This window comes from Arthrobacter globiformis, assembly GCF_030817195.1.
Lineage (GTDB): Bacteria > Actinomycetota > Actinomycetes > Actinomycetales > Micrococcaceae > Arthrobacter > Arthrobacter globiformis_D.
The window spans coordinates 447858-469980 of sequence record NZ_JAUSYZ010000001.1 but is presented as its reverse complement, the minus strand read 5'-3'; the positions used below and the strand labels follow the sequence as shown (position 1 = coordinate 469980).

Genomic DNA, 22123 nt, shown 5'->3' with positions numbered 1-22123 from the left:
TGGCGGGCGTCTTCCGGGGACACCGGATGACGCACGGCGACAAAAACCGGCCACGAACGCGGCTGATGTTGCGGCCGGCTACGGTCCATGACGGGCCGGCACCGCCCGCGTCCTGCACCGAACGCGGACAACGCGAAGGTCCGATTGTTACGCGGCTGCCGGCACGCGGTTCCGGAGCCGCTGGTTGCTAGAGGACGGGAATCTGCTCGGCAAACGCGCCGGCGGCGGACAGCACCTCGTTCAGCAGCAGCTGAAGCGCACCGCCGCCGAACAGGGCATATCCGCTGAGACGCTTCCAGGAGGCCGAGTTTTCTGCGGCGCTGGCGGCGTACCCCGCCATCCGTTCCATGAGCAGCGCGACGGCGTGTTCTGCGTGCGGCGATTCGGAGATGAACACCTGCGCGATGCCGCGCCTGGCCAGTTCGGCGATGGCGCGGTCCTCTTCCTCAGTGGTGGGCAGGACGCCCATGATGACGCCGTCGGCACCGCCGGCCAGCATGAACTGCCGCCATGACTGGCCGAGCAGGATGACCGGCTGGTAACCGTGCCGCGGAAGTATCGCGGCGGCGGCCGTGGCCAGCGCCCGGTCCGGCGGCCATTCCAGGTCCTCAATGGCGATGGCCACCAGATCTGTCCTGCCGCGCCGCATTCCCCGCGCCGCTTGGTTGGGCACGTAGCCAAGATCGCCGGCGGCGGCCATGACGCGCTCCTGCGTGGACGGGCTGACCCGGGTGGTGCCTCCGCTCCTGCCGGACAGCACGTAGGACACCGTCGTCAGTGAGACCCCGGCCCGTTCGGCAACGTCCCGGATGGTGGGGCTGGACATGCTCCTCACTGTTATCTCCTATCGTTTCTCCGCGCAGTTTCTGGTTTGGAGTGGTGCATCACTCCGTATGCGGATGTATGGCCTGGCCTTCGAGCTGCTCCGCGTCCCACGGCGGTTCGGCGGCCATGTCCACGCCGGTTCCGGACACAGACCGTGGCCCTACGCTCACCTCGGCGGCGGGAATGTGTGCCTGCCTGCTGATGCCCTCGCGGACGCTCTCGATCGTTTCGTCGCCGAGCAGCGGGCCCGTGTAGCTGATGCTGAGCTGGCCGCCCCGTGCCACGGTGCTGTAGTTCCCGAGCGCGTCGGAGACGATGCCTTCCCTGTCCACCGCGGCCGATACTGCGGCCGGGTTGGCTGTGGCAACGCTGAAGCGCAGGTCATGCACCAGGACCGGGAGGACGTAGAAGTTCTTCACGCCCAGTTTGCCGGTGTCCTCCTCGGTGACTGCACGCACGATGATGCGTCCGTCGTCGGGAGTTGCTGTTGACGGGAGGGCCACGATGACCTCGGGGACCATCTGCTGCAGCACCGCGGGTTCGAGCACATCAGGTGAGATGGCGGACAGGGCCGTGCCCCGTGCGGCGGCGGCCGTGTCCAGCCGCTTGCGGATACCGGCGATGTCGGCGTCCAGTGCGGTGTGCACGGCAACCACTACCCTGCGCCGGACCATGAGGCCGTCGTAGCTGACGGTGGGCCGCCCGTTGCCCAGGTCCTGGCCTTCTTCGGCCTGCGCGAGGACCCGCTCCGCGGCGTCCGCGGTGGTGGCGGGGCTGCTCGCGGGCGGGGTGGGAGCCGGGTTGGCCGCCGGGCTGGCCTGGACACCGCCGGTGCAGCCCGCCAGGGAGAAGGCCAGCAGCACCGCCGGTGCGATCAGCAGCGTCCGTTTCATTTTCACGTCCCCGCCGGGTAGGCCAGCTTGTACTTCGAGGCGTAGTACCCCTCGGGCCGCATTTCCAGCACAGGCTTGTCAGCGTTGATGGGATCGTTGTTCCGCAGGTCGCCGACGGAGAACTGCACCATCATGTCGTGGTCCTCGTGCACGAGGTTGTGGCAGTGCACCATGTACCGGCCGCCGACGTGCTTGCCCGTGTCGAACTGCATGAGGACCGTGACGGATTCGTTTTCCCCCGCGTAGAAGACGTCCTTCGGCCCGCCTTCCCAGGCGAACGGCTTGCCGCCGTTCGTGTTGCGGCCGATGATCTTGCCGTCAATCAAGTGGATGTGGACCGGATGGAACCAGCCGCCGGACTCGTTGACGATGGTCCATTGCTCCACCTGGTTGCGCTGCGGGTTGGCGAAGCAGCGGGTGAAGTTGGATTTTTCCACGTCGTCCCAGGTTTCACCGTTGATGGTCCATTCCCCACCTTCCCGCTGGACGCGGAGGACCCTCTTGGCGACGGCCATGTCGGGCGTCAGTGCCATGGTGTCCAGCCCGCCGAGTGCCTTGGTGGGGTGCGGGCCGGGATCCAGGGTGGTGGGGATGGAGGAGAGTGAGTGGGAACCGGGCTGGGCTGCGGAATCGGCCACCACCTGGAACTTCATGACCTTGCCGGTGTTGGCGAAGTTCACGTTGTTCTTGTTGCTCAGGTTCCGCAGCTCCACGGACTGGCCTGGCTTGTACTTCCGGAAGTCGATCAGCACCTCGTAGCGTTCGGCAGTCCCCTGCCGCCAGGAGGACACCGCCTGCACCTTCGGGGTCATGCCGGCGTCGGTGCCGACCACATGGAACGGGTCGCCGTTGGACAGGGCGAAGCGGTAGGAGCGGGTGATGGAGCCAACCAGGAAGCGGAACCGGTAAATGCGCGGCTTGACCTTCATGGTGGGCCACGGCACCCCGTTGACCATGATGATGTCGCCCCACAGGCCGGCGTGGCCGTTGTCGTTGTAGCCGAGGGACCCGTCGGCGTTCAGCATCACGTCCGAGACCAGGATGGGCACGTCGAACTCGCCCTGCGGCAACAGCGCCCGCTCACGCGCGTTGGTGATGGAGTAGATGGAGGCGAGCCCCGAGTACACGCCCTGTGCCGTCAGCATGTGGTTGTGGTCGTGGTACCAGAGCGTCCGCGCCGCCTGCCAGTTCGGATAGTGGTAGTTCTTCACCCGGCCCGGCGCCGTGCGGTCGTTGGCGTACCCGTCGTACTGGGGCAGCGACGCCGAGCCGTGCAGGTGGGTGACGGTGTTAAAGGTGTTCGGGTAGAGCAGGCCGGTAGCTGGCAGGCGGTTGCTGATCCTCAGCTCCGAGCGGGTGCCCTGCTGCACGCGGATGGTGGGGCCCGGAAAAACGCCGTTGTACCCTGCAAGGGTGGTGCTGAGCCCCCGTGCGATCTGTGCCCTGCCCAGTTTTTGGTTCAGCGCATATTTCGCAAACGGCGTACCGTCGCGGTCCCGGCCCGTGGCGTAGGGAAGCAGTTCCGGCGGCCGCCGGAAGACGGTGGTGAACGGAACGGGCATGTTCGCTGGGGCAAGCTTGCTTGGCGTGATGACCGTTCCGTCATCGTCGTCCGCACCCCGGCGTCCGGGGACACCCGCGATGGCCGGCCCTCCGGTTGATGCTGTGACGGCGACGGCGCCGCCCAACAGGCTTAGTTTTAACACGTCCCTCCGTGTTGTTGCCATGACGTCCTCCCAGCTGGTTGCGATGGCCTCGGCGGCGTTGGCGCTGGCCAAATATTGAGACAACTCATGGTGCGCCGGGCGACTCCAAAAAACCTTGGGAAGCAGCGCGCACGGGGGCCTGTCCCACCTGAATAGGTGGGAGGGGCGTCGTCGGGAACGCCGCGGGCACTGGGGTGCCGCCGCCCGGAAGTAACAGGGGGTGCGCTGCCGGGCCCGGCGCCTGGCCGGCTCTCGGCTGGGTGTCTGCCGACCAGGTGTCATCACTGTGCCAAGGCGCCCCTGTGGAAAGCACGGACTACCCTGCGGCCGCACCCTCAAACTGGCTACCGCAGTATCCCGCGAGGGCGGGACCCCTAGGTTTGGCCGCCCCATTCGTGCCGTAGCTGGCCCGCTCCCGGCTATTCACAACGGACCGGCGGCAGAATGCAGCGAGGAGCAAAGGAGCGTGGTCCCATGCAGGAGGAAGGTCTTCGGCGCCAGATCATGGGCGTCATCACCCACGTCCTCATTGACGAGGCGACAGACACGAACATACGGATGGCGCTGCTGCGGCACCTTGGCGAGAACCCCGGCAGCCCGGAACAAGCCCTGCTGGCGCACCTCCGCGGTTGCCGGGGCCAGGGCACCGGCCGGGCTGAGGGACCCGCCGCGGCGGGTCCGTCCTGAGACCGTTGCAAAAACGTTCCGGTCACCCTGATGAGTCCCCGCAGGGCTGGTCCCCTTGCAGGTGGTCCCCCCTCTCAGGTGGACGGGGACTCTTTTGAGGGTGGTGCCGCCGGGCCTTTATCCAAGGTCTTCATTTGATGATTTCCATGGTTAGGGGCCGACTACCTGACCTGGCCTAGAGGGTACTGGGGGCCACATCGAGACCGAAGGAGTCACCATGTTTGCGAAATTCCACCACCACGAGACGTTCGACGCCGGGGGGCGCAGCGGGCCTGCCCCGTCCCGGAACCGCACACGGGTCAGGGGCGGACTGGCATCCGTTGCCGCCGGCGCATTGCTTACTGCCGCCTTGTCGCCGCTGGCTGCGGTCCCGGCGAGCGCCGCTGCCGCCGGAGTGGGGCCTGTGGATCCGTCCAACGGCTTTCCGTCCTGGTTTTCCGACGGCACGGTGAAGCTGCAGCTCTGCTACATGGCCGGTGCCGGCTGCCTCTCCGAACCACCCGACCCCGCCGCGCCGGCGTCGTATCCGGACAACTTCCCTGAGGAAGCCTTCTGGTTCAATGCCGAAGCCGCCGGCGGAAACCTGAGGCTCTATGAAGCGGCACTCGAAGGCGCCCACACCAACGGCGTCGTAGAGCCCGGGGAGCAGATGGGCTTCGGCAGGCTTCGCTTCATTGTCGAAAACATCCTTCCCAACACCTCGTACACCATCACGCACCCCTACGGAGTGAACGTCCTTACCTCCGAAGCGGATCCGAAGAATCCTGCAGTGGGCAGAATCAAGACCACCATCGACTCCGGCGTGTGCGCGCCCAGCCCCACCGCGCCCTGCAACTGGGCCGGAGTAGGTGCCGCCTTCCTGGGCGACTACAAGGCCGGCAGCACGGCGACCTTCCTTCGCCAAGTGGGCGCCGCGCCCGGAACCCTGGGCGACATCAACACCCCACGGGCGGTTACCGGCGCACCGTCCGGCACCAACGCCGTCGTCATCACCGGCCCCAACGCCGGCGGGCCCGGCATCAACACCCTGACCGTCAGCACCTTCACCGTGCAGGGACTGATAGCGGAAGGGTCCGACGGCGCCCCGTCCACCCCGGATCTGGCGGCAGCCAGTGACAGCGGACGTTCCGCCACGGACAACATCACCAATGTCACGGCACCCACCTTCACCGGTGCTTTGCCGGCGGGAAGCACTGCACCCGTGCAGCTGATCGTGGACGGCGCTGCAACTCCTGTGGCAACCACGCTGGCCGGCGGAAGCTACTCGGCGAGGCTGGCACCGCTGGGCCAGGGCGTCCACAGAATCCAGTCCCGGACGGCGAACCCCGCCTACGTACCGGACCCGCTGACGGGAGTTGTACCCGCCGGCGTTCCTCAGTTCCTGACCTCCCCGACGCTGACGTTCACCGTGGACAGTGCAGCCCCTGTGGCCTCGGTCATCGCACCGTTCCCGTCAACGCCGACCTTGGACAGCACGCCGACGCTGAACTTCAGCAGCGAAGCCGGCGCCAGGTTTGAATGCCAGCTGCTGCCCAGCAACACCGACTGGGATCCCACCTGCGCTTCGCCCAAAACCTGGGATGCCCAGGCCAACGGAACCTACCTGTTCAACGTCCGGGCAACGGACGCCGCCGGCAACGTCAGCGCGGTAGCCAGCCGGACGGTCCAGATTGGGCCGGCGGACACGGTGGCTCCAACCGTCACCGGCCGGGCACCCGCCTCGGCCGCCACCGGCGTCGGTACTGTCACGAACATCACCGCCACCTTCAGCGAGTTCGTCCAGGGGGTTTCCGCCAGCACGTTCACCCTGAAGAACGCCGCCGGCACCACGATCCCGGCTACGGTGACCTACGACCAGGCAGCCCGCCGGGCGACCCTTGATCCGACGGCCCTGCTCACCCCTAGCACCACCTACACCGCCACCCTGACCGGCGGCACGGCCACCATCCGCGACCTGGCCAATCGGCCGCTGGCCTCAACCAGCTGGCGGTTCACCACAAGCGCCGCGCCGACCGTGACCTCCCGGGCTCCGGGCGTGAACTCGACCGGGGCGCTCCGGACAGCCAACATCACCGCTACCTTCAGCAAGCCCGTCAACGGCGTCGGCACCGCCACCTTCACGCTGAAGAACGCCGCCACCGGCGCGGCGGTGGCAGCCACCGTCACCCGCAACGGAACCACCAACCAGTGGATCCTCAACCCGGCAGCCACGCTTGCGCCCAGCACCAGGTACACCGCCACCATCACGGGCGGCCCCGCCGCGGTACGGGATGTGGCCGGCACTCCCCTGGCCAGCACGGCCTGGAGCTTCACCACCGGCACCCGCTAAACGGCTGAACTGAATGCAAGGCAACAGGAAGGCGCCGTCTGCACCCAGCAGGCGGCGCCTCCCCTTGTCATTACTGGCGCAGGTCTTGGCCGCGGGCTAGCGCTTGCCCTTCTTACGCGATCCCTTGCCGCGGCCCTTGTCCGGGTTGGGTGCGTAGCGCTGGGCTACTTTCGACTTCTTGCCGCCCGCCCCTGTGCCGCTGCCGCGGCGGTCCGGCTTAGGTGCCTTCTTCGGTTTCTCCTGCTGCGCGGACGGCTGCCGTGAGCTCTGCGCCGTGCGGCCGCGGACAATGCCGATGAACTCTTCAATGACCTCGTCGGTGGCGTCGCTGGGCCAGGCGAGCGCGATCTGGGTTTGTGGCGCGCCTGTGAGGCGGCGGGCCACGGTGTCCTTGGTGTTGAAATGCCGGGCGACGGACATGGGAAGTATCAGCAGGCCCGCACCTGTTGCCACCACCTGCAGGGCCATTTCCGGCCCGCCCAGTTCATCGGCGTCCAGAAAGGTTTCTTCCGCCAGGTCCTCTAGCGCCACGTCCTCGAAGACGGTAATTTCATGGCCCTTGGGGGCCACCACGACGGGTTGTTCCTCGTAGAGCGGGATGACGTTCAGGCCTTCGCGCTCCACCGGGAGGCGGACAAAGCTGAGGTCCGCCGAACCGTCGCGCAGCACCGAAAGCTGCGTGCCGCCGTCGGACATGAACGAATGCAGGGGAACGTGCGGCATCCGTTCCTCCCAGCGCCGGATCCACTTGCCCGGCGTGACGCCTGCGACGTAGGCGAAGCGGAGCTCGCGGGGCGGGGACTCCGGCGGTGCCGGGTCCAGGGTGGGTTCATCTTCAGCGGGCACACCTTCACAGTACTGCCACTGGCACAGCACGGCGTGCGTTGGCCACAGGCCGTGGTCGGGGGAACGGGCACAGCCGGATACCCTTAATGCATGACCTCTGCTAACTCCCAGTCCATGAAGCCGGCCACCGTTGCCAAGAAGCTTGGCATCTACCTGCCCGCGACGCCCCAGGAGTTCCAGGATTCAACCATCACCCGCGCCGAGTTCGCCGAGTTGCAGTCCAACCCGCCTGAGTGGCTGGCCGAACTGCGCCGCAACGGCCCGCACCCCCGCCCGGTGGTGGCGCAGAAACTCAACATCTCCATCAGCGGCCTTGCCCGCGGTGGGGTTGAAGAGGCGCTGACGACGGCGGAAATCACCGCGCTGCTGCAGGCTCCCCCTGCCTGGCTGGTTGCCGAGCGCGCCACGCATGCTGCAGTCCGTGCCGAAGCCCAGCGGGTGAAGGAAGAGGCTGCCCAGAAGGCAGCAAAGAAGGCTCGCCAAGGCTGAGCCTGCCCGTTTTCCGGCCAGTCCCTTGGGGAAACCCGGAATTCTGATCCCCTCGCAGAGGGGGAGGTGGGGGTCCCTATCCCCGTGGGGGTTCCACGTCCCGCGAACGGTGAACGCCGGGAATGCCCGCACTGACGTGGGCAAACCACCGGATTCCCCCTCACGGACCGCTCCATGTGGGGGGACCAAAAGGTGCGGCCAAGTCGGTGCCGCGGGGCGTTTTTCCAAGCCAAAACGCCCAGCGTTTCCCCAAGGGGCCTTCTTGATTCTGTGATTGTGCGTGAAGGTCGCGCACCTCGGATCGATGAGGTCATCATGAAATCAGCACAAAGCGAGCCGGGAGCGCACACTTCTCGCCTACCCGGTATCCGAAGGGCCGGAATCTTCGCAACAGTCTCGGCCGTCGTCTGCTCGACATCCATGTTCGCCATTCCCGCCGCCAGCGCGGCTGTCCCTACTTTCCCGGACAACATTGTTGTCTTCCCCGACCGCGACTTCGTCTCCATTGAGGGGTACGAGGGGCACGCCGGCGAGACTGCCACCCTCGAGGTCAAGCGCGCCGGCAAGGTCATCGGCTCAGCAGAAGCAGTGGTCGACGCCGGCGGCGTCGCCTTTGAGGTCAACCACCCCGGCGGCGTCTGCTGGGGTGCCGGCACCGGTCTTGCTGTCACCCCCGATATCCGTCCCGGTGACATCGTCTCCATGAGGTTCGGCACGGCCGCCGCCGGCGAAACCACCGTGCAGGACACGTACGTGACAGGCGACGCCGAGCTCACCGGCAGCACCATCACGGTCAAGGGACACATCGGAGCCGGCGTGAATCCCGCCCAGCTGGAACAGCGGATCATTGAACCGGCGCTGAAGGACACCAGCATCGGCCGCCGCGACATTCGCGCCATCCCGGGCCCCCTCACTCCATCGGACAAGGGCGGTTACTCCTCCGGGCTGGAAGTCACGGGCGATACCTTCACTGCCACGTATGTCTTCGATGACGCCGCCAACGCCGAAATCGCTGCGAACGCCGGGCTTGGCGAACGCGCCATGGCCTGGGAGTTCGAAGACGCAGACGCCAACCGGCAGGGCCTGACCATCGCCGAGTACGGCGAGCCCGGCGGCCCCGGCATGGGAGGCTGCCCCAGCGGCCCGCTGCAGTCCGGGCCTCCCGCACCGTCCGGAATCACGGCCGCCAAGGTTTCCGGCGGACTGAAGCTGAACTGGACGCCGGCTGAAGCCATCCCCGGCACGCCAGACATCACCGGCTACCGCGCCGTTGCAGTCGGTAAGACCGTGACAAGCAACGAGCAGGTGGAGATCGGCAAGCGCATCTCCGGCAAGGCAGCCACCGGCACCACGATCACCGGCCTCTCCGCCAATGAGGAATACGACGTCTACGTGGTAGGTGTCAGCAGCGTCGGCGAGACGTTCCCGGCCGCACACGCAATCCCGGCCGCGGACACCACGGCTCCAACGGTGTCTGCCACCCCCAACGGCGGCACCACGGCGGTGGCCCAGACGGTCACCCTGACGGCGAGCGAGACGGGCAGCGACATCTACTACACAATCGACGGCTCCGATCCTGTCCTGTCGGGCGGCGTGCTTGCACCCGACGCGATCCACTACACCGGACCGATGGAGATCGCATCCACGACCACCCTGAAGTTCGCGGCCTTCGACCCCTCCGGCAACGTCTCCGCCATCAGCGAGGTCCTCTTCACCGTCACCAATGACCCGGTACCCGCGGCTCCTACCTTCTCGGGCACTCCGGTGGTAGGCAACGGCACGGCAAGCCTGTCCTGGACCGCCCCCAGCCCGGGCGCCACGGGAATGACCATCACCGGCTACACCGTCCAGGCCTACACCGCCGACGGAACGGCGTTCGGCACACCCAAGACGACCGCCGGCGACGTCACCACGCTGGTCTACGACGGCCTCAGCGGCGACACGGCCTACCAGTTCACGGTCCGGGCTTCCAACACCAATGGCATGGGCCCGGAGTCGGAGAAGACCGCGGCCGTCACCGTCCAGGGCGCCCTGGTCGCCGTCGCCGGACCGGACCAGAACGTTGTCCGCCGTACCACCGCCACCACCGTCACGCTTGACGGCACCGGCTCCACCGCCGCAGGCGCCACCTATCAGTGGGAGCAGGTCCTGGGCAGCGCGACCGATCCCAACAAGGTGACGCTGACCGGAGCCACCACGCTCAAGCCGACGTTCAGCCTTCCGGTCTTCCGGACGCCGATGACCAACAACCCGCTAACGTTCCGGCTGACGGTCACCGCCGGCACGAATACCAGGACTGACGAGGTCAAGGTGGTTCCTGTTCCGGACCGCGTGACCATCAGCAGTGCCCAGTGGAAGACCGGCGACTTCCGGGTCAACGGCACCGGCTCCGTGGTCGGCGCTACCATCACCGTCCGCGTCGGCGGACCGACCGGCAGGATCCTGGGCCAGGCAGCCGTCACCGCAGCTGTGGCACCGGAAACGGGTGGCGTTTACACCCTGAGGCTCCGCAACGCCGCCGCAGGCACCACCAACCCCGGCACCGTTTGGATTGAGTCGACGGTAGGCGGCATGGCAGGACCCCTGACGGTAACCAACAAGTAAGTACGCAACCATAACGCCCTGAAGTCCGGTGGCCGGCGGCATCAGCCGCCAGCCACCGGACTTTGTTATGTTCCGGGTTCGCTTGTTTCCAGGGTGGTTAGGAGCTGCTGGTGGCGTCCTGTACCTCGCCCACCAGTTCTTCGATGATGTCCTCGAGGAACAGCACACCCGTGGTGTTGCCACGCGCGTCGAACACCCGGGCCACGTGGGCGCCGGTGCGGCGCATGGTCTCGAGGGCGTCCTCCAGGTCGCTGCCGCGGAAGGTCGAGGCCAGTCGGCGGATCCGTTTCTCCGGCACGGGCCGGGTGAACTTCTCCGGTGTGGTGAGGTCCATGACGTCCTTCAGGTGAAGGTAACCGGAGGGGTCGCCGTCGTCGTCGGTCAGGATGTACCGGGAGTACCCGTGCTCGGCGACGGCCCGCTGGATGTCTGCCGGAGTCGACGACGCCGGCAGGAGCACCATTTCCGTGATGGGAACCTCGACGTCGGCCACGGTCTTCTCCGTAAATTCGAAGGCTGCGGTGAGGGCACCGGTGTTGTCGGTCAGGACGCCTTCCCTCGTGGACTGCTCGACGATGTTCGCCACCTCGTCCAGGGTGTAGGCGCTGGTGGCCTCGTCCTTGGGTTCCACCCGGAACAGGCGGAGGATGGAGTTGGCGATGCCGTTCAGGGTCCAGATCACCGGTTTGAACACGCGCGCCACCATCACCAGCGGCGGGGCCAGGATGAGCGCGGCGCGGGTGGGCACCGAGAACGAGATGTTCTTGGGGACCATCTCGCCGAGGACCACGTGCAGGAAAGTCACCAGCAGCAGCGCCGCCACAAAGGCGATGATTCCGATCGTCTCCGCGGACAGGGACGTCAGGCCCAATGGGATCTCCAGCAGGTGGTGGATCGCCGGCTCGGAAACGTTCAGGATCACCAGCGAGCAGACGGTGATGCCCAGCTGGCTGGTGGCCAGCATGAGCGTGGCGTGCTCCATCGCCCACAGCGTGGTTTTCGCGGCCTTGCTGCCCGCCTCAGCCTTGGGTTCGATCTGTGAACGGCGGGCGGAGATGACGGCGAACTCGGCGCCGACGAAGAAGCCGTTGACCAGCAGCAGGACGGCGAGCCAGATGATGCCAGGAAGGTACTCACTCATGGGTCAGCTCCTGGGTCAGGCTGTCAACGATCCGGTCGTGGGCACTTTTGGGTGGCCCCGCCGATTCCTCCGGCGTGAATTTGAGGCGCTCGACGTGCGTGCCGGCCACCCGCTCCACGCGGAGGGTGCCGCCGTCGATGGCCACCTCGTCGCCGAGTTCAGGGATGCGGTCCAGCTGGTCCGTGACGAAACCGGCCACGGTGTCGTAGTCCTCACCGTCGGGGACGGCGATGCCGGTCCGGTCCAGGAGCTCGTCCGGGCGCAGCGACGCGTCGAACGTGATGGACCGGCCGGTCCGGACCACGCCCACACGGGCGCGGTCGTGCTCATCCTCCAGTTCGCCGACGATCTCCTCCACCAGGTCCTCCAGGGTGACAATGCCGGCAGTTCCGCCGTGCTCGTCGGAGACAATGGCCACCTGCAGGCCCTGCTTGCGCAGCAGCACCAGGAGGGAGTCGACCCCCATGGATTCGGGAACCATGAGCGGTTCGATCATCAGGTCGGCGGCGAACACGTTCGCGCGTTCCTCAAGGGCCACGGCGAAGGCCTGCTTGACGTGGAGCACGCCGAGCACGTCGTCGCGGTCGCGGCCGATGACGGGAAACCGCGAATAGCCGGTGGAGCTGGCCAGCGCGATGATCTGCTCGGCCGTGTCATCGGTGTTCACCGCGGTCATCCGCACGCGCGGCGTCAGAACATCCGCGGCGCTGTGCTCGGAGAAGCGCAGCGTCCGGTGCAGCAGGGCCGCGTGGTCCAGGTCGAGGACGCCTTCCAGCGCGGAGCGGCGGACCAGCGAGCTCAGTTCCTCGGCGCTGCGGGCACCTGAGAGTTCCTCCTTGGGCTCTATGCCGAAGGACCTGATGACCGCGTTTGCGGTGTTGTTGAACAGGAGGATGACGGGCTTGAACACCGTGGTAAACAGGGCCTGGAACGGTATCACCACCTTGGCGGTGGCCAGCGGCAGCGCCAGCGCGAAGTTCTTGGGAACCAGCTCGCCGATCACCATCGAGAAGATGGTGGCGATGAAAATCGCGACGACGGCACCCACCCCGGGCACGAGGCCTTCCGGGAACCCGACCGCCGTCAGCGGCCCACTCAGCAGCATGCTGATGGCAGGTTCAAAGGTGTAACCGGTCAGGAGGGTGGTGAGGGTGATGCCCAGCTGCGCACCGGAAAGATGCGTCGAGGTGATTTTCAGGGCTTTGATGGTGGGGGCAAGGCGTTTCTCACCCCGGGCCTGGCGAGCTTCCAGGTCGTTGCGGTCAAGATTGACCAGGGCAAACTCGGATGCGACGAAGAATCCGGTGCCGACTGTCAGGATCAGGCCGATCCCGATCATGATCCATTCATTCATTGGGGCGCCCCTCTCCCGTAGTAACCGGCTTGCCGGTCAAATGGGTGAGGGGCCAGGGCATATGTGAAGGAGGGTCGTCCATAGTGCCCTTAACTATATCGGGTGTTTCCATGTCACTCCGTGGCTTCGCCTAGGCGTCGGCTTGAACGCCTCGCGGGTAGGCGGCCATCAGCGCGGCTGACACAACCCAGACGGTACCGACCACAACAAGGCTGAGTGCGCCGCCGAATCCCGTCGCGGAGGCAGCCAGGGCTGCGCCGCCGGCCGAGGCGCTGGCGCGAAAGCCCGCGCCGACGGTGAAGATCTGGGACCTGAGGTGGGGCGGGCTCAGATGGTTGCGCAGGAAGAGCATCGCGGCGGCGGTGGATGCCGTGAAGACGCCGGACAGGCCGATGGCGACGACGGTCCAGGCCGTCCCGATGTCCACCGCAGCGCCGACTGTCAGGAGGCCGGTGGCGAGGAAGCCGGCCATCATGACGGCCTGCGGCCGTGCCCGGCTGGGACGGACCGTCTCGAACAGCGCGCCCAGCAGACTGCCGACGGCGAAGGAGGTCACCACCAGCGCGCCGTCGCTGGGTGAGCCGATCCGCTCGATGGAGAGGGCGACGGCGGCGATCGCCAGTCCGCCCTGGCCAAGCTGGGTCAGCGTGGAAGCAGCGGTGACTACCGCCAGAGGGCGGTGGCTGAAGATCCGGTGCAGTCCGGCGGCGACTGCCTCCCACGGCGAAACCCTTGGAGCTGCGTGCGGCTTCAGCCCGATGACGGCAACGCTCACTGCGCCTGCGGCGGCGGTGGCCGACAGCACCGCGAGCGCGGCCCCGCCGGGGAGGAACACAGCCATGATGGCCACGAAGGCCGGTCCCGCGACGGCTGAGACATTGTAGGAAAGGGCATCGAAAGCAAACGCCCGGCGGCCGCCGGGGATTACATCGGCGACGAAGCTGGAAAGCCCGCCCATGTAGAAGGGTGAAGCTGCCCCCGCCACACCCAGGCAGGTGAACACAAGCGGCAGAGGGAGCTGGCCGAGGAATGCGGTTACGGCGAAAGCCAGGGCGGTAAATACCCCGGAAGCTGCCACAAGCAGGGCGGGGCGCCGGGCACGGTCGAGGGCTGCACCTGCCAGCGGTGCGGCGAGGACGCTCGGGCCAAGGGACACGGCCACCAGCGCGCCGCCGATCCCCACATCGTTCAGTTGCTGCACAGCGAGGATCGGGATCGCCACGGCGGAGCCGGCCATGGCCATCCTCGGGGGTATCGAAGCGGCAAGGTATCCGGGCGCACTCATGGGCCGGCAGGAACCGCCTTTCTGGGATGTGTTGCTTTGACTTTAGTCCATGATCAGCGGGCTGCCGGGTCGGCCGTCGGCCCGCCACCGTACAATGCGAGGAACGGCAGCCAGGGAGCAGGAGCAGCAATGGCGGAGACAACAGTTGACGGTTTAATGGCCGAACTGTCCGCGCTTGACGATCCGAAGATGCGCGCGGCGAACCAGAAACGCGGCGATGACCACGGCGTGAACCTGTCCGCATTGCGCGCGGTCGCGAAGCGGCTCAAGACACAGCACGGCCTTGCCCGTGAATTGTGGGCCACAGATGACACCGCTGCCCGCTTACTGTCACTGCTGATCTGCCGGCCGAAGGCATTCGAGCTGCAGGAACTGGACGTCATGCTACGCAGGGCCCGCGCCCCCAAGGTGCATGACTGGCTGGTGAACTATGTGGTGAAGAAGAGCCCGCACGCTGAACAACTGCGCGTCGCCTGGACTGACGACCCGGACCCGGTGGTCGCGAGCGCCGGCTGGGCCCTGACCACGGCCCGGGTCGCGAAAAAGCCGGAGGGCCTCGACCTGCCCGGGCTCCTGGACACGATCGAAGCCGAAATGAAAGGCGCTCCGGAACGCCTGCAGTGGGCCATGAACCATACCCTGGCGCAGATCGGCATCGAGCACCCGGACCACCGGTCCCGGGCCATCGAGATCGGCGAACGGCTGGAAGTGCTGAAGGACTACCCGACCCCGCCGAACTGCACGTCGCCCTTCGCGCCGATCTGGATCAATGAGATGGTGGGCCGGCGGGGCTAAGTCCCGGGCGGGAAATTGGCACTGACGGCGCTGCCACCGCCTCCCTGCATCCGCGGCGTCCATGAGCTGGCTTTAGCTTGCGCTCATGCCCTTCCCGCCGCCTGCTGCTGCGGCCTCAACGCTTAGGAATCCCATGAGCTCAGCCCCTCACACACAGACCCCCACCGACGGCGGCCTGGACTAGCCGGCCTGTCCTGCGTATTCAACAGCCGCCTCGCCCACTTGGTCCAGGTAAGCCTCCGACTGGTTGTAGGACCAGATGGCGTCGCTCCATCCCTGCGCCGTGGTGAGATCGCGGCCGCCGGCGCACAGGTAGCCGGCCGCACTGAGGGCGGCGTCGTCGATGTTGTGCGGATCGGCCACCCCATCGCCGTTCGCGTCCCGCCCTGCCAGCTTCCATGTGGAGGGGATGAACTGCATGGGCCCGACGGCGCGGTCCCAGAGGGCGTCGCCGTCCAGCGCGCCGCCGTCGGTATCGGCAATGGCAGCGAATCCGTCGCCGTTGAGGCCAGGCCCGACGATCGGGCCACTCACCTCCCCCGAAGCCATGAGGCGGCCTCCCCCGAGGGCACCGTGCGCGGATTCCACGAACCCGACGGCGGCCACCGTGTTCCAGCCGATCCTGCACGCCGGCGCTGCGGCATTCGCCATGCCGGCCGCGGCGACGTACGCCCGCAGGGCCCGGGCGGGGATTCCCGTCCGCGCGGCGGTGCGGGCCAGCCAGCCCGGGTCGACGGTCCTGGTGATGTTCACGGCATGCGCACTGCCACTTGCCGGCGGCGCGAACTTTCCCGCGGCCTGCGGCGGGGCCGGCTGGGCCGCGCGCATCCCCACGCCGGCCTTCCCCGCGCCGGGCACGCCCGCATTGGTCGCGCCGAGGAGCCAGAACGCGCCCGCGGTGATGGCGCAGAACGCGAAAAGGCTGAGAACCGCAAGGCGTTTCAGACGGAGCACGGAACAGCCTAACCCGGCGGCGGCGCGCAATTGCCCCCGGCATACAAAGGCGTCACTACCCTGTTGCGCAGGTCACACGGCCCTGCTATCGTTTCTCCGCCTAATGACAAGCACTTCCCAGAGAATGGGAAACTCGGCGCCAAAAGCGCAGGCAGGAATGACATGACTGACGAACTACACATCGAGGGCAACGCCCTCCCTCTCCGCGGCATTCGCGTGCTCGAGCTGGGCAGCTTCATCGCCGCCCCGTTCGCCGCCCGCCTCTTCGGCGACTTCGGCGCAGAGGTCATCAAGATCGAAAAGCCGGAGGGCGGGGACGAACTGCGTGACTGGCGCAAAACCCGCGGCACCACCTCCATGCTGTTCCGCACCATCGGCCGCAACAAGAAGTCCGTGGCCCTGGACCTCCGCTCCGAGGCGGGACGCGAGGCGGTAAAGAAGATCGCTGCCCAGTGCGACGTGGTCATCGAAAACTTCCGTCCCGGCACGCTGGAGAAGTGGGGCCTCGGCCCGGACGTGCTGCAGGAGCTCAACCCCGAAGTCGTGATGGTGCGGATCTCCGGCTACGGCCAGACCGGCCCGTACAAGAACCGCGCCGGCTTCGGCAGCTCGGCTGAATCCTTCGCCGGCCTGCGCTACATCACCGGCGAACCCGACCGGCCCGCCGGGCGCGCGGCAGCCAGCGTCGGCGACACCGTCGCCGGGCTCTACGGCGTCATCGGCGCACTGATGCTCATGCTGCAGAAGGCCCGCGGACTGCAGACTGGAGCCTCCCAGGTTGTCGACGTCGCGCTTTATGAAGGGGTCTTCAGCCTGCTCGAATCGCTGGTCCCGGACTATGACGCCTATGGCATGATCCGGCAGCGCACCGGCGGTGCGCTGCCCGGCGTCGTTCCCACCGGCTCCTACCTCTGCGGCGACGGCCTCGAGGTGGTCATCGGCGGCAACTCAAACTCGGTCTTCGTCCGGCTCATGCGCGCCATCGGCCGCGAGGACCTCGCCGAGGACACCACCCTCCTCACCACGGAGGCCCGCGGCGCACGGGAGGAGGAACTCAACGGCGCCATCTCCGCGTGGACCGGCAGCATGCCCCTCACCGAGGTCCTCGACAAACTGGACGACGCCGGTGTCCCCGCCGGTCCTGTGTACGACGCCCCGAGCATCGCCGTCGACCGCCACTACCTGGCCCGGGATATGATCCAGACCCATGAAGTGGTCATCGAGGACGAGCCCGAGCTGATCCGCTTCCCCGGCGTGGTGCCGAAGATTCCGGGCCACGAGGGGCGCGTCTGCTGGGTGGGCCCGGAACTGGGCCAGCACACGGCCGAGGTCCTGCAGGACCTTGCCGGAATGGACGCCGACGGCATCGCCAGCCTCGGACTGCAGGAGGTGCGCTGACATGAGGGTGGAAGTAACGGACGTCTTCCTGCGGGACGGACTCCAGGACGAGCCCGTCATCGTCTCCACGGCGCACAAGTTGGAGATCGCCGAGGCACTCGTCGACGCCGGGCTGAAGCGCATCGAGGTGGCCTCCTTCGTGAATCCGAAGCGGGTGCCGCAGATGGCCGACGCCGCCGACGTCCTCACGTCGCTGCCGGCAGTTCCCGGGGTCGTCTACACCAGCCTGGCGCTCAACGGCCGCGGCATCCAGCGCGCTGCCGACGCCGGCGCCACCGACATCCAGGTGGTCACCTCGGCAAGCCAGGCGCACAGCAACGCCAACGCCGGCCACGCCATCGAGGACGCCCTGGCCAGCCTCGGCGCGGCCGTGGCCGAGTTGCCGGACGTCCGGTTCTTCGCCGGGATCTCCACCGCGTTCACCTGCCCCTTCGAGGGCGCCATCAACCCCTCCCACCTGCTGCGCGTGGTGCGTGCCTTCAAGGGCATGGGCCTCACCGACATCGGTCTCGCGGACACGCTCGGCACCACCCCCACCGCTCAGGTGATGGCCAGCCTGCACCACGTCCGCGAGGCTGAACCGGACCTCACGTATTACCTCCACCTTCACAACGCGCACAGCCAGGCGCTGGCTACCGTGAGCGCAGCGGTGGAGTCCGGCGTCGTCCGTTTCGATGCAGCCCTCGGCGGTTACGGCGGCTGCCCGTTCGCCCCCGGGGCGCACGGCAACATCGCAACCGAGGAACTTGTCCGGCACCTGCACGACGCCGGGCACCAGACCGGCATCGACGAGGACCGCCTTGCCGAGGCCGTCCGGCTCGCCCGTGACGTCGTGGCGCATTCACCGGGAGCCGGGGTACTCGACCCGGCGCGCTAACCGCTTTTCCCGTTTCAACTTCCCGTCCACAGGCCGCCGACAGCGGTCTTCCCTCCAAACGTTTTGGGGACAATGATGTCTACAAATTCACGTACCACGGACCTCACCAACGAACCTACGGACCAGCCCATGAGCGAGACCGGCCCCGGCCCTGCCGGCGGCATCGAGCATCCGGTGGCCCGCACCGCGGGTCCGCGCCCGGGCACGCACTATCCCGGCCGGCTGGGACCTAAAATCGCCAGTCTCCCGGCCCCGCTCTACCTGGTCCTTGCGGGGCTGGTCCTCGCGGCGGCAATCACCGGCAACCTCCCGGACACCATGGTCGCCGGCTTCGCAACCACCATCCTGCTCGGCGGGCTCTTCATCTGGATCGGCAACCTGCTCCCGGTGGTCCGCGACTTCGGGCTGCCCACCATCCTGTGCACCTTCGCGCCCGCCACCTTGGCCTTCCTCGGCGTGATGCCGGAGAACATGGTCACGGTGGTGCAGAACTTCATCGACGGCCATGGCTTCCTGGACTTCTTCGTCGTCGGCATCATCGCCGGCTCCATCCTTGGCATGCCCCGTGCCCTCCTGCTGAAGGCCGGCCCGCGATTCGCGGTACCTGTCGTGGGCTGCCTCCTGGCCACATTCGTCCTGGTGGGGCTCATCGCGGCCCTCACCGGGTTCGGATTCATCGAAGGCATCCTCTTCGTCGCCGCGCCCATCATGGCCGGAGGCCTGGGCGTCGGGGCCCTGCCCATGTCGGAGATGTACGCCTCCGCCACCGGCGGCGACTCCGCCACCTTCATGGGTGACCTGATGTCCGCCGTCGTCATGGCCAACGTGGTCTGCATCCTCATCGCCGGCATCTACAACGGCCTGGGCAAACGCAAGAAGCAGCTGTTCGTCGGCTTCAACGGCCACGGCCAGCTGCTGCGGATCAAGGGCCGCTCCGACGAGCTCACCCTGCCGCCCAAGCGCGACACGTCCTCCTTCATCGCCCTGGGCAAGGGCCTGCTCATCGCCGGCAGCCTCTTCGTCTTCGGCAACCTGGCCGCCGCCCTCATCCCCGGACTGCACCCCTACGCCTGGACCATCATCGCGGCCGCAGCGGTTAAGATCTTCGGCCTGCTCCCGAGGGATGTGGAGGACTCCACAGCGGACTGGGGCGACCTGATCGGCGCCATCCTGGTACCGGCCCTGCTCGTGGGTGTCAGTCTGACCTACATCGACATCACCGATGTGCTCGCCTCATTGAGCAACCCGCTGTTCATCCTCCTGACCGTTTCCACCGTCGTCATCGCGACCCTGACCTCCGGTGTCCTCGGCTGGCTGGTCAAGTTCAACTTCGTCGAGGCATCCATCACGCCCGGCCTGGTGATGGCGGACACCGGCGGCAGCGGCGACGTGTCGGTGCTGAGCGCGGCGAACCGCATGCACCTCATGCCTTTCGCGGCCCTCACCAACCGGCTCGGCGGGGCGCTGGTGCTCTTCGTAACCTCGCTGATCGTGCCGTTTCTTTCCTAACGCCGTTTTATGGCCAGCCCTTAATTACGACGGCGGTGCCCGGCAACTGCTGCCGGGCACCGCCCGTCCAAGTCAACACACCGCCCTTCCAACTCAGCACGCCCTTCCAACCACTAGGACCAAACATGAGCTTGACCATCCTGGCCGTCGACGGCCGCTCTCCCCAGATCAGCGGCGACGCGTGGGTGGCGCCCAACGCCATCATCGTCGGGTCCGCCACCATCGGGGCGGGGACCGGAGTTTTCTATGGCGCCGTCATTCGCGCGGACATGGAGGACATCAGCGTCGGCGAGGGCAGCAACGTCCAGGACACCGCCGTCGTGCACGCCGATCCCGGGCACCCGGCACGGGTGGGCAACCACGTCAGCGTGGGGCACGGCGCGGTGCTGCATGGCTGCACGGTGGGCGACGGTGCACTCATCGGAATGAACGCCACGGTCCTCAACGGCGCGATCATCGGCGCCGGCTCCCTGGTGGCCGCCAACGCGCTGGTTCTGGAGGGCACCGAGGTGCCGCCCGGCTCGCTCGTGGCGGGGGTGCCGGCCAAGGTGCGCCGCCCGCTGACGCCAGAGGAAATTGAGCATTGCCGGCAGAACGCCGCAACGTACGCCGCACTTACTCTGAGGCACCGGGACGCCACTACCGTGGCGCTGCCGGCCTGACCAGTTCCCACCCCACGGACGCAAGGACCGCCAATGACCACCACTCCCACCACCTCCCGTCCCGCCAGTCCAGGTCCCGCCAGTCCAGGGACCGCGGGGCAGGCCGTTAGCCTCCCCGACGAGGGCCACGTCTCCGCGGCCGTCGCTGATGTCCTGGCGGAACGCGCAGGACACCTGTTCGGGCTGATGGGCAACGGTAACGCCCATCTCATCAGCCGGCTCACCCGCCGCGGTTTTCCCTTCACCTCGGCCCGCCACGAGGCCGCGACCGTCGCCATGGCCGACGCGTACCACCGGGCCACCGGAGGCGTCGCGGCCGCCACCACCACCTACGGAGCCGGCTTCACCAACGCCTACACCACTCTTGCCGAAGCCCGGCTGGCCCGTATCCCGCTCGTGTTCGTCGTCGGAGACGCCCCTGCCGGCGGCCGCCGGCCGTTCGACATCGACCAGGCCAAGGCGGCCGAAGCAGCGGGCGTCACCACGCTGGTGGCCGGCCCGGACAACGCCGCCGCAGTCACCCACCGTGCCTTCGACCTCGCCCTGCAGACCGTCCAGCCAGTGGTGCTTGCCATTCCCTACGACCTCGCCACCGCTCCCCTGTCGGCCCAGGTGCCACTGGAGCCGCTGCCCGCCAAGCCCGCATGGCCTGCGGCACCTGACGAGCTGGACCGGGTGGCAACGTTGCTCGACTCGGCGCAGCGGCCACTCATCCTGGCCGGGCGCGGCGTGCTCCTGGCCGGCGCGGCAGCACCGCTGCGGGAAGTGGGCGACCGGCTCGGTGCCCTCTTCATGACCTCGGTGATGGCTGCCAACGCGTTCAGCAGCGAATGGGACCTCGGCATCGCCGGCGGGTTCACGCGCAGCCACCGCCTCACCGTCGCACGCCAGGCGGACCTCGTCCTGGTGGTCGGGGCGAGCCTCAACACCTTCCAAACCCGTTACGGAACCCTGTTTCCGGCAGACGCCAGGATCATCCGGGTCGACAACGAACCGGACGCCGGGCAAAACGCCGGCGGCGAGTACGTCCGGGCCGACATCCTGCCGTTCATCGAGGGCCTGCTGGAACGCGTACCGGCCGCTGCATCGCCAACCTGGCGGGACCTTGTTCCCGAGGTGTCGGGAACGGATTTCCGCTCATCCAACCCTGTTGAGGACCCCGTCGAGTTCGGCCCGGACGGCCGGCTCAACCCGCGCGCCGTCGTCGCTGCCCTGGACCGGATCCTGCCCGCCGAACGCTCGGTGGTGATGGACGGCGGGCACTTCATCGGCTGGGCGCCGATGTACCTCTCCGTCCCGGACCCGCACGCCATGGTCCTGGTGGGGACCGCCTTCCAGTCCATCGGGCTGGGCTTCGGCTCCGCCGCCGGGGTTTCGGCCGCGCGCCCGGAACGCACCACCGTCCTGGTCAGCGGCGACGGCGGCGGGCTCATGGGGCTGTCCGACTTCGAGACGTTCCTGCGGGCCACCCGCAGGGGTGTGGTGGTGGTCCTGAACGACTCGGCGTACGGCGCGGAGCTGCACCAGTACGCCGCAAAGGGGCTGCACGACCGGGCGATGCTGATCGACGAAGTGGACTTCGCCGCCGTCGGACGCGGCCTGGGCGCCGACGGGATCAAGGCGCGCACGCTTTCCGACCTGGGGCTGCTTGAGGACTGGCTCGCGACGCACGATGACGGCGTGTTCGTCCTGGACGTGGCGATTTCCCAGAAGGTGATTACCGAGTTCATGGCGGAGTCACTGGCCGCCAAGGGCTGAGCCGGCGTCAT

Annotated in this window: 18 protein-coding genes; 10 read left to right on the top strand and 8 right to left on the bottom strand. The window is 67.6% G+C overall.

Going from position 1 to position 22123, the window contains the following annotated elements; translation table 11 throughout:
• Positions 1-187: 187 nt before the first annotated feature.
• The 3 genes from QF036_RS02195 to QF036_RS02185 are packed head-to-tail and all read right to left on the bottom strand — an operon-like array spanning position 188 to position 3496.
• Positions 188-826, bottom strand: a complete 639-nt coding sequence (locus tag QF036_RS02195; RefSeq protein WP_307098814.1) for a LacI family DNA-binding transcriptional regulator — start codon at positions 824-826, stop codon at positions 188-190.
• A gap of 58 nt (positions 827-884) precedes the next feature.
• Positions 885-1718: a hypothetical protein gene (locus tag QF036_RS02190; RefSeq protein WP_307098812.1), complete on the bottom strand. Its 834-nt coding sequence runs from the start codon at positions 1716-1718 to the stop codon at positions 885-887.
• Between the two features lie 2 nt (positions 1719-1720).
• The gene (locus tag QF036_RS02185) at positions 1721-3496 is read right to left on the bottom strand and encodes a multicopper oxidase family protein (protein ID WP_307098810.1); all 1776 of its coding nucleotides are present in this window, start codon (positions 3494-3496) and stop codon (positions 1721-1723) included.
• A gap of 402 nt (positions 3497-3898) precedes the next feature.
• Here QF036_RS02185 and QF036_RS02180 point away from each other — a divergent pair, with 402 nt between their 5' ends.
• The gene (locus QF036_RS02180) at positions 3899-4111 is read left to right on the top strand and encodes a hypothetical protein (protein WP_307098808.1); all 213 of its coding nucleotides are present in this window, start codon (positions 3899-3901) and stop codon (positions 4109-4111) included.
• Positions 4112-4328: 217 nt separating this feature from the next.
• Positions 4329-6440, top strand: coding sequence for an Ig-like domain-containing protein (locus tag QF036_RS02175; protein ID WP_307098806.1), 2112 nt, complete (start codon positions 4329-4331; stop codon positions 6438-6440).
• Positions 6441-6536: 96 nt separating this feature from the next.
• Here the strand turns inward: QF036_RS02175 and QF036_RS02170 are convergent, their stop codons facing one another.
• The gene (locus QF036_RS02170) at positions 6537-7286 is read right to left on the bottom strand and encodes a LysR family transcriptional regulator substrate-binding protein (protein ID WP_307098804.1); all 750 of its coding nucleotides are present in this window, start codon (positions 7284-7286) and stop codon (positions 6537-6539) included.
• Positions 7287-7376: 90 nt separating this feature from the next.
• On the opposite strand from QF036_RS02170, the gene QF036_RS02165 reads away from it, so the two are divergent.
• Complete coding sequence (locus tag QF036_RS02165) at positions 7377-7775, top strand: DUF5997 family protein (RefSeq protein WP_307098803.1); 399 nt, start codon at positions 7377-7379, stop codon at positions 7773-7775.
• A 420-nt stretch (positions 7776-8195) separates the two neighbouring features.
• On the top strand, positions 8196-10379 hold the full coding sequence (locus tag QF036_RS02160) for a chitobiase/beta-hexosaminidase C-terminal domain-containing protein (protein ID WP_307098801.1): 2184 nt from the start codon (positions 8196-8198) through the stop codon (positions 10377-10379).
• A 97-nt stretch (positions 10380-10476) separates the two neighbouring features.
• Here the strand turns inward: QF036_RS02160 and QF036_RS02155 are convergent, their stop codons facing one another.
• From QF036_RS02155 to QF036_RS02145, 3 genes are all read right to left on the bottom strand, one after another.
• Positions 10477-11520: a hemolysin family protein gene (locus tag QF036_RS02155; protein ID WP_307098799.1), complete on the bottom strand. Its 1044-nt coding sequence runs from the start codon at positions 11518-11520 to the stop codon at positions 10477-10479.
• A complete protein-coding gene (locus QF036_RS02150) occupies positions 11513-12874 on the bottom strand; it encodes a hemolysin family protein (protein WP_307098798.1) in 1362 nt (453 codons plus the stop codon). The genes QF036_RS02155 and QF036_RS02150 overlap by 8 nt, the downstream gene beginning before the upstream one ends.
• Positions 12875-13004: 130 nt before the next feature.
• Complete coding sequence (locus tag QF036_RS02145; RefSeq protein WP_307098796.1) at positions 13005-14111, bottom strand: MFS transporter; 1107 nt, start codon at positions 14109-14111, stop codon at positions 13005-13007.
• 177 nt (positions 14112-14288) lie between these two features.
• Here QF036_RS02145 and QF036_RS02140 point away from each other — a divergent pair, with 177 nt between their 5' ends.
• Entirely contained in the window at positions 14289-14954 is a 666-nt protein-coding gene (locus tag QF036_RS02140; protein WP_307098794.1) for a DNA alkylation repair protein, read from the top strand.
• Positions 14955-15134: 180 nt separating this feature from the next.
• Here QF036_RS02140 and QF036_RS02135 read toward each other — a convergent pair whose 3' ends face one another.
• Entirely contained in the window at positions 15135-15908 is a 774-nt protein-coding gene (locus QF036_RS02135; RefSeq protein ID WP_307098791.1) for a lytic transglycosylase domain-containing protein, read from the bottom strand.
• 162 nt (positions 15909-16070) lie between these two features.
• Between QF036_RS02135 and QF036_RS02130 the strand changes: the two genes are divergently transcribed.
• The 5 genes from QF036_RS02130 (at position 16071) to QF036_RS02110 (ending at position 22112) form a co-directional block, all read left to right on the top strand.
• Positions 16071-17306 carry a CaiB/BaiF CoA transferase family protein gene (locus QF036_RS02130; RefSeq protein ID WP_307098789.1) on the top strand — a complete coding sequence of 412 codons (1236 nt, stop codon included), beginning with the start codon at positions 16071-16073 and terminating at the stop codon, positions 17304-17306.
• Between the two features lies 1 nt (position 17307).
• Positions 17308-18183 (top strand): hydroxymethylglutaryl-CoA lyase, encoded by an 876-nt coding sequence (locus QF036_RS02125; protein ID WP_307098787.1) that lies wholly within the window; start codon positions 17308-17310, stop codon positions 18181-18183.
• A 129-nt stretch (positions 18184-18312) separates the two neighbouring features.
• Entirely contained in the window at positions 18313-19692 is a 1380-nt protein-coding gene (locus QF036_RS02120) for a 2-hydroxycarboxylate transporter family protein (protein WP_307098784.1), read from the top strand.
• Between the two features lie 125 nt (positions 19693-19817).
• A complete protein-coding gene (locus tag QF036_RS02115) occupies positions 19818-20354 on the top strand; it encodes a gamma carbonic anhydrase family protein (RefSeq protein WP_307098782.1) in 537 nt (178 codons plus the stop codon).
• 33 nt (positions 20355-20387) lie between these two features.
• Positions 20388-22112: a thiamine pyrophosphate-binding protein gene (locus tag QF036_RS02110; RefSeq protein ID WP_307098780.1), complete on the top strand. Its 1725-nt coding sequence runs from the start codon at positions 20388-20390 to the stop codon at positions 22110-22112.
• The last annotated feature ends 11 nt before the right edge of the window (positions 22113-22123 follow it).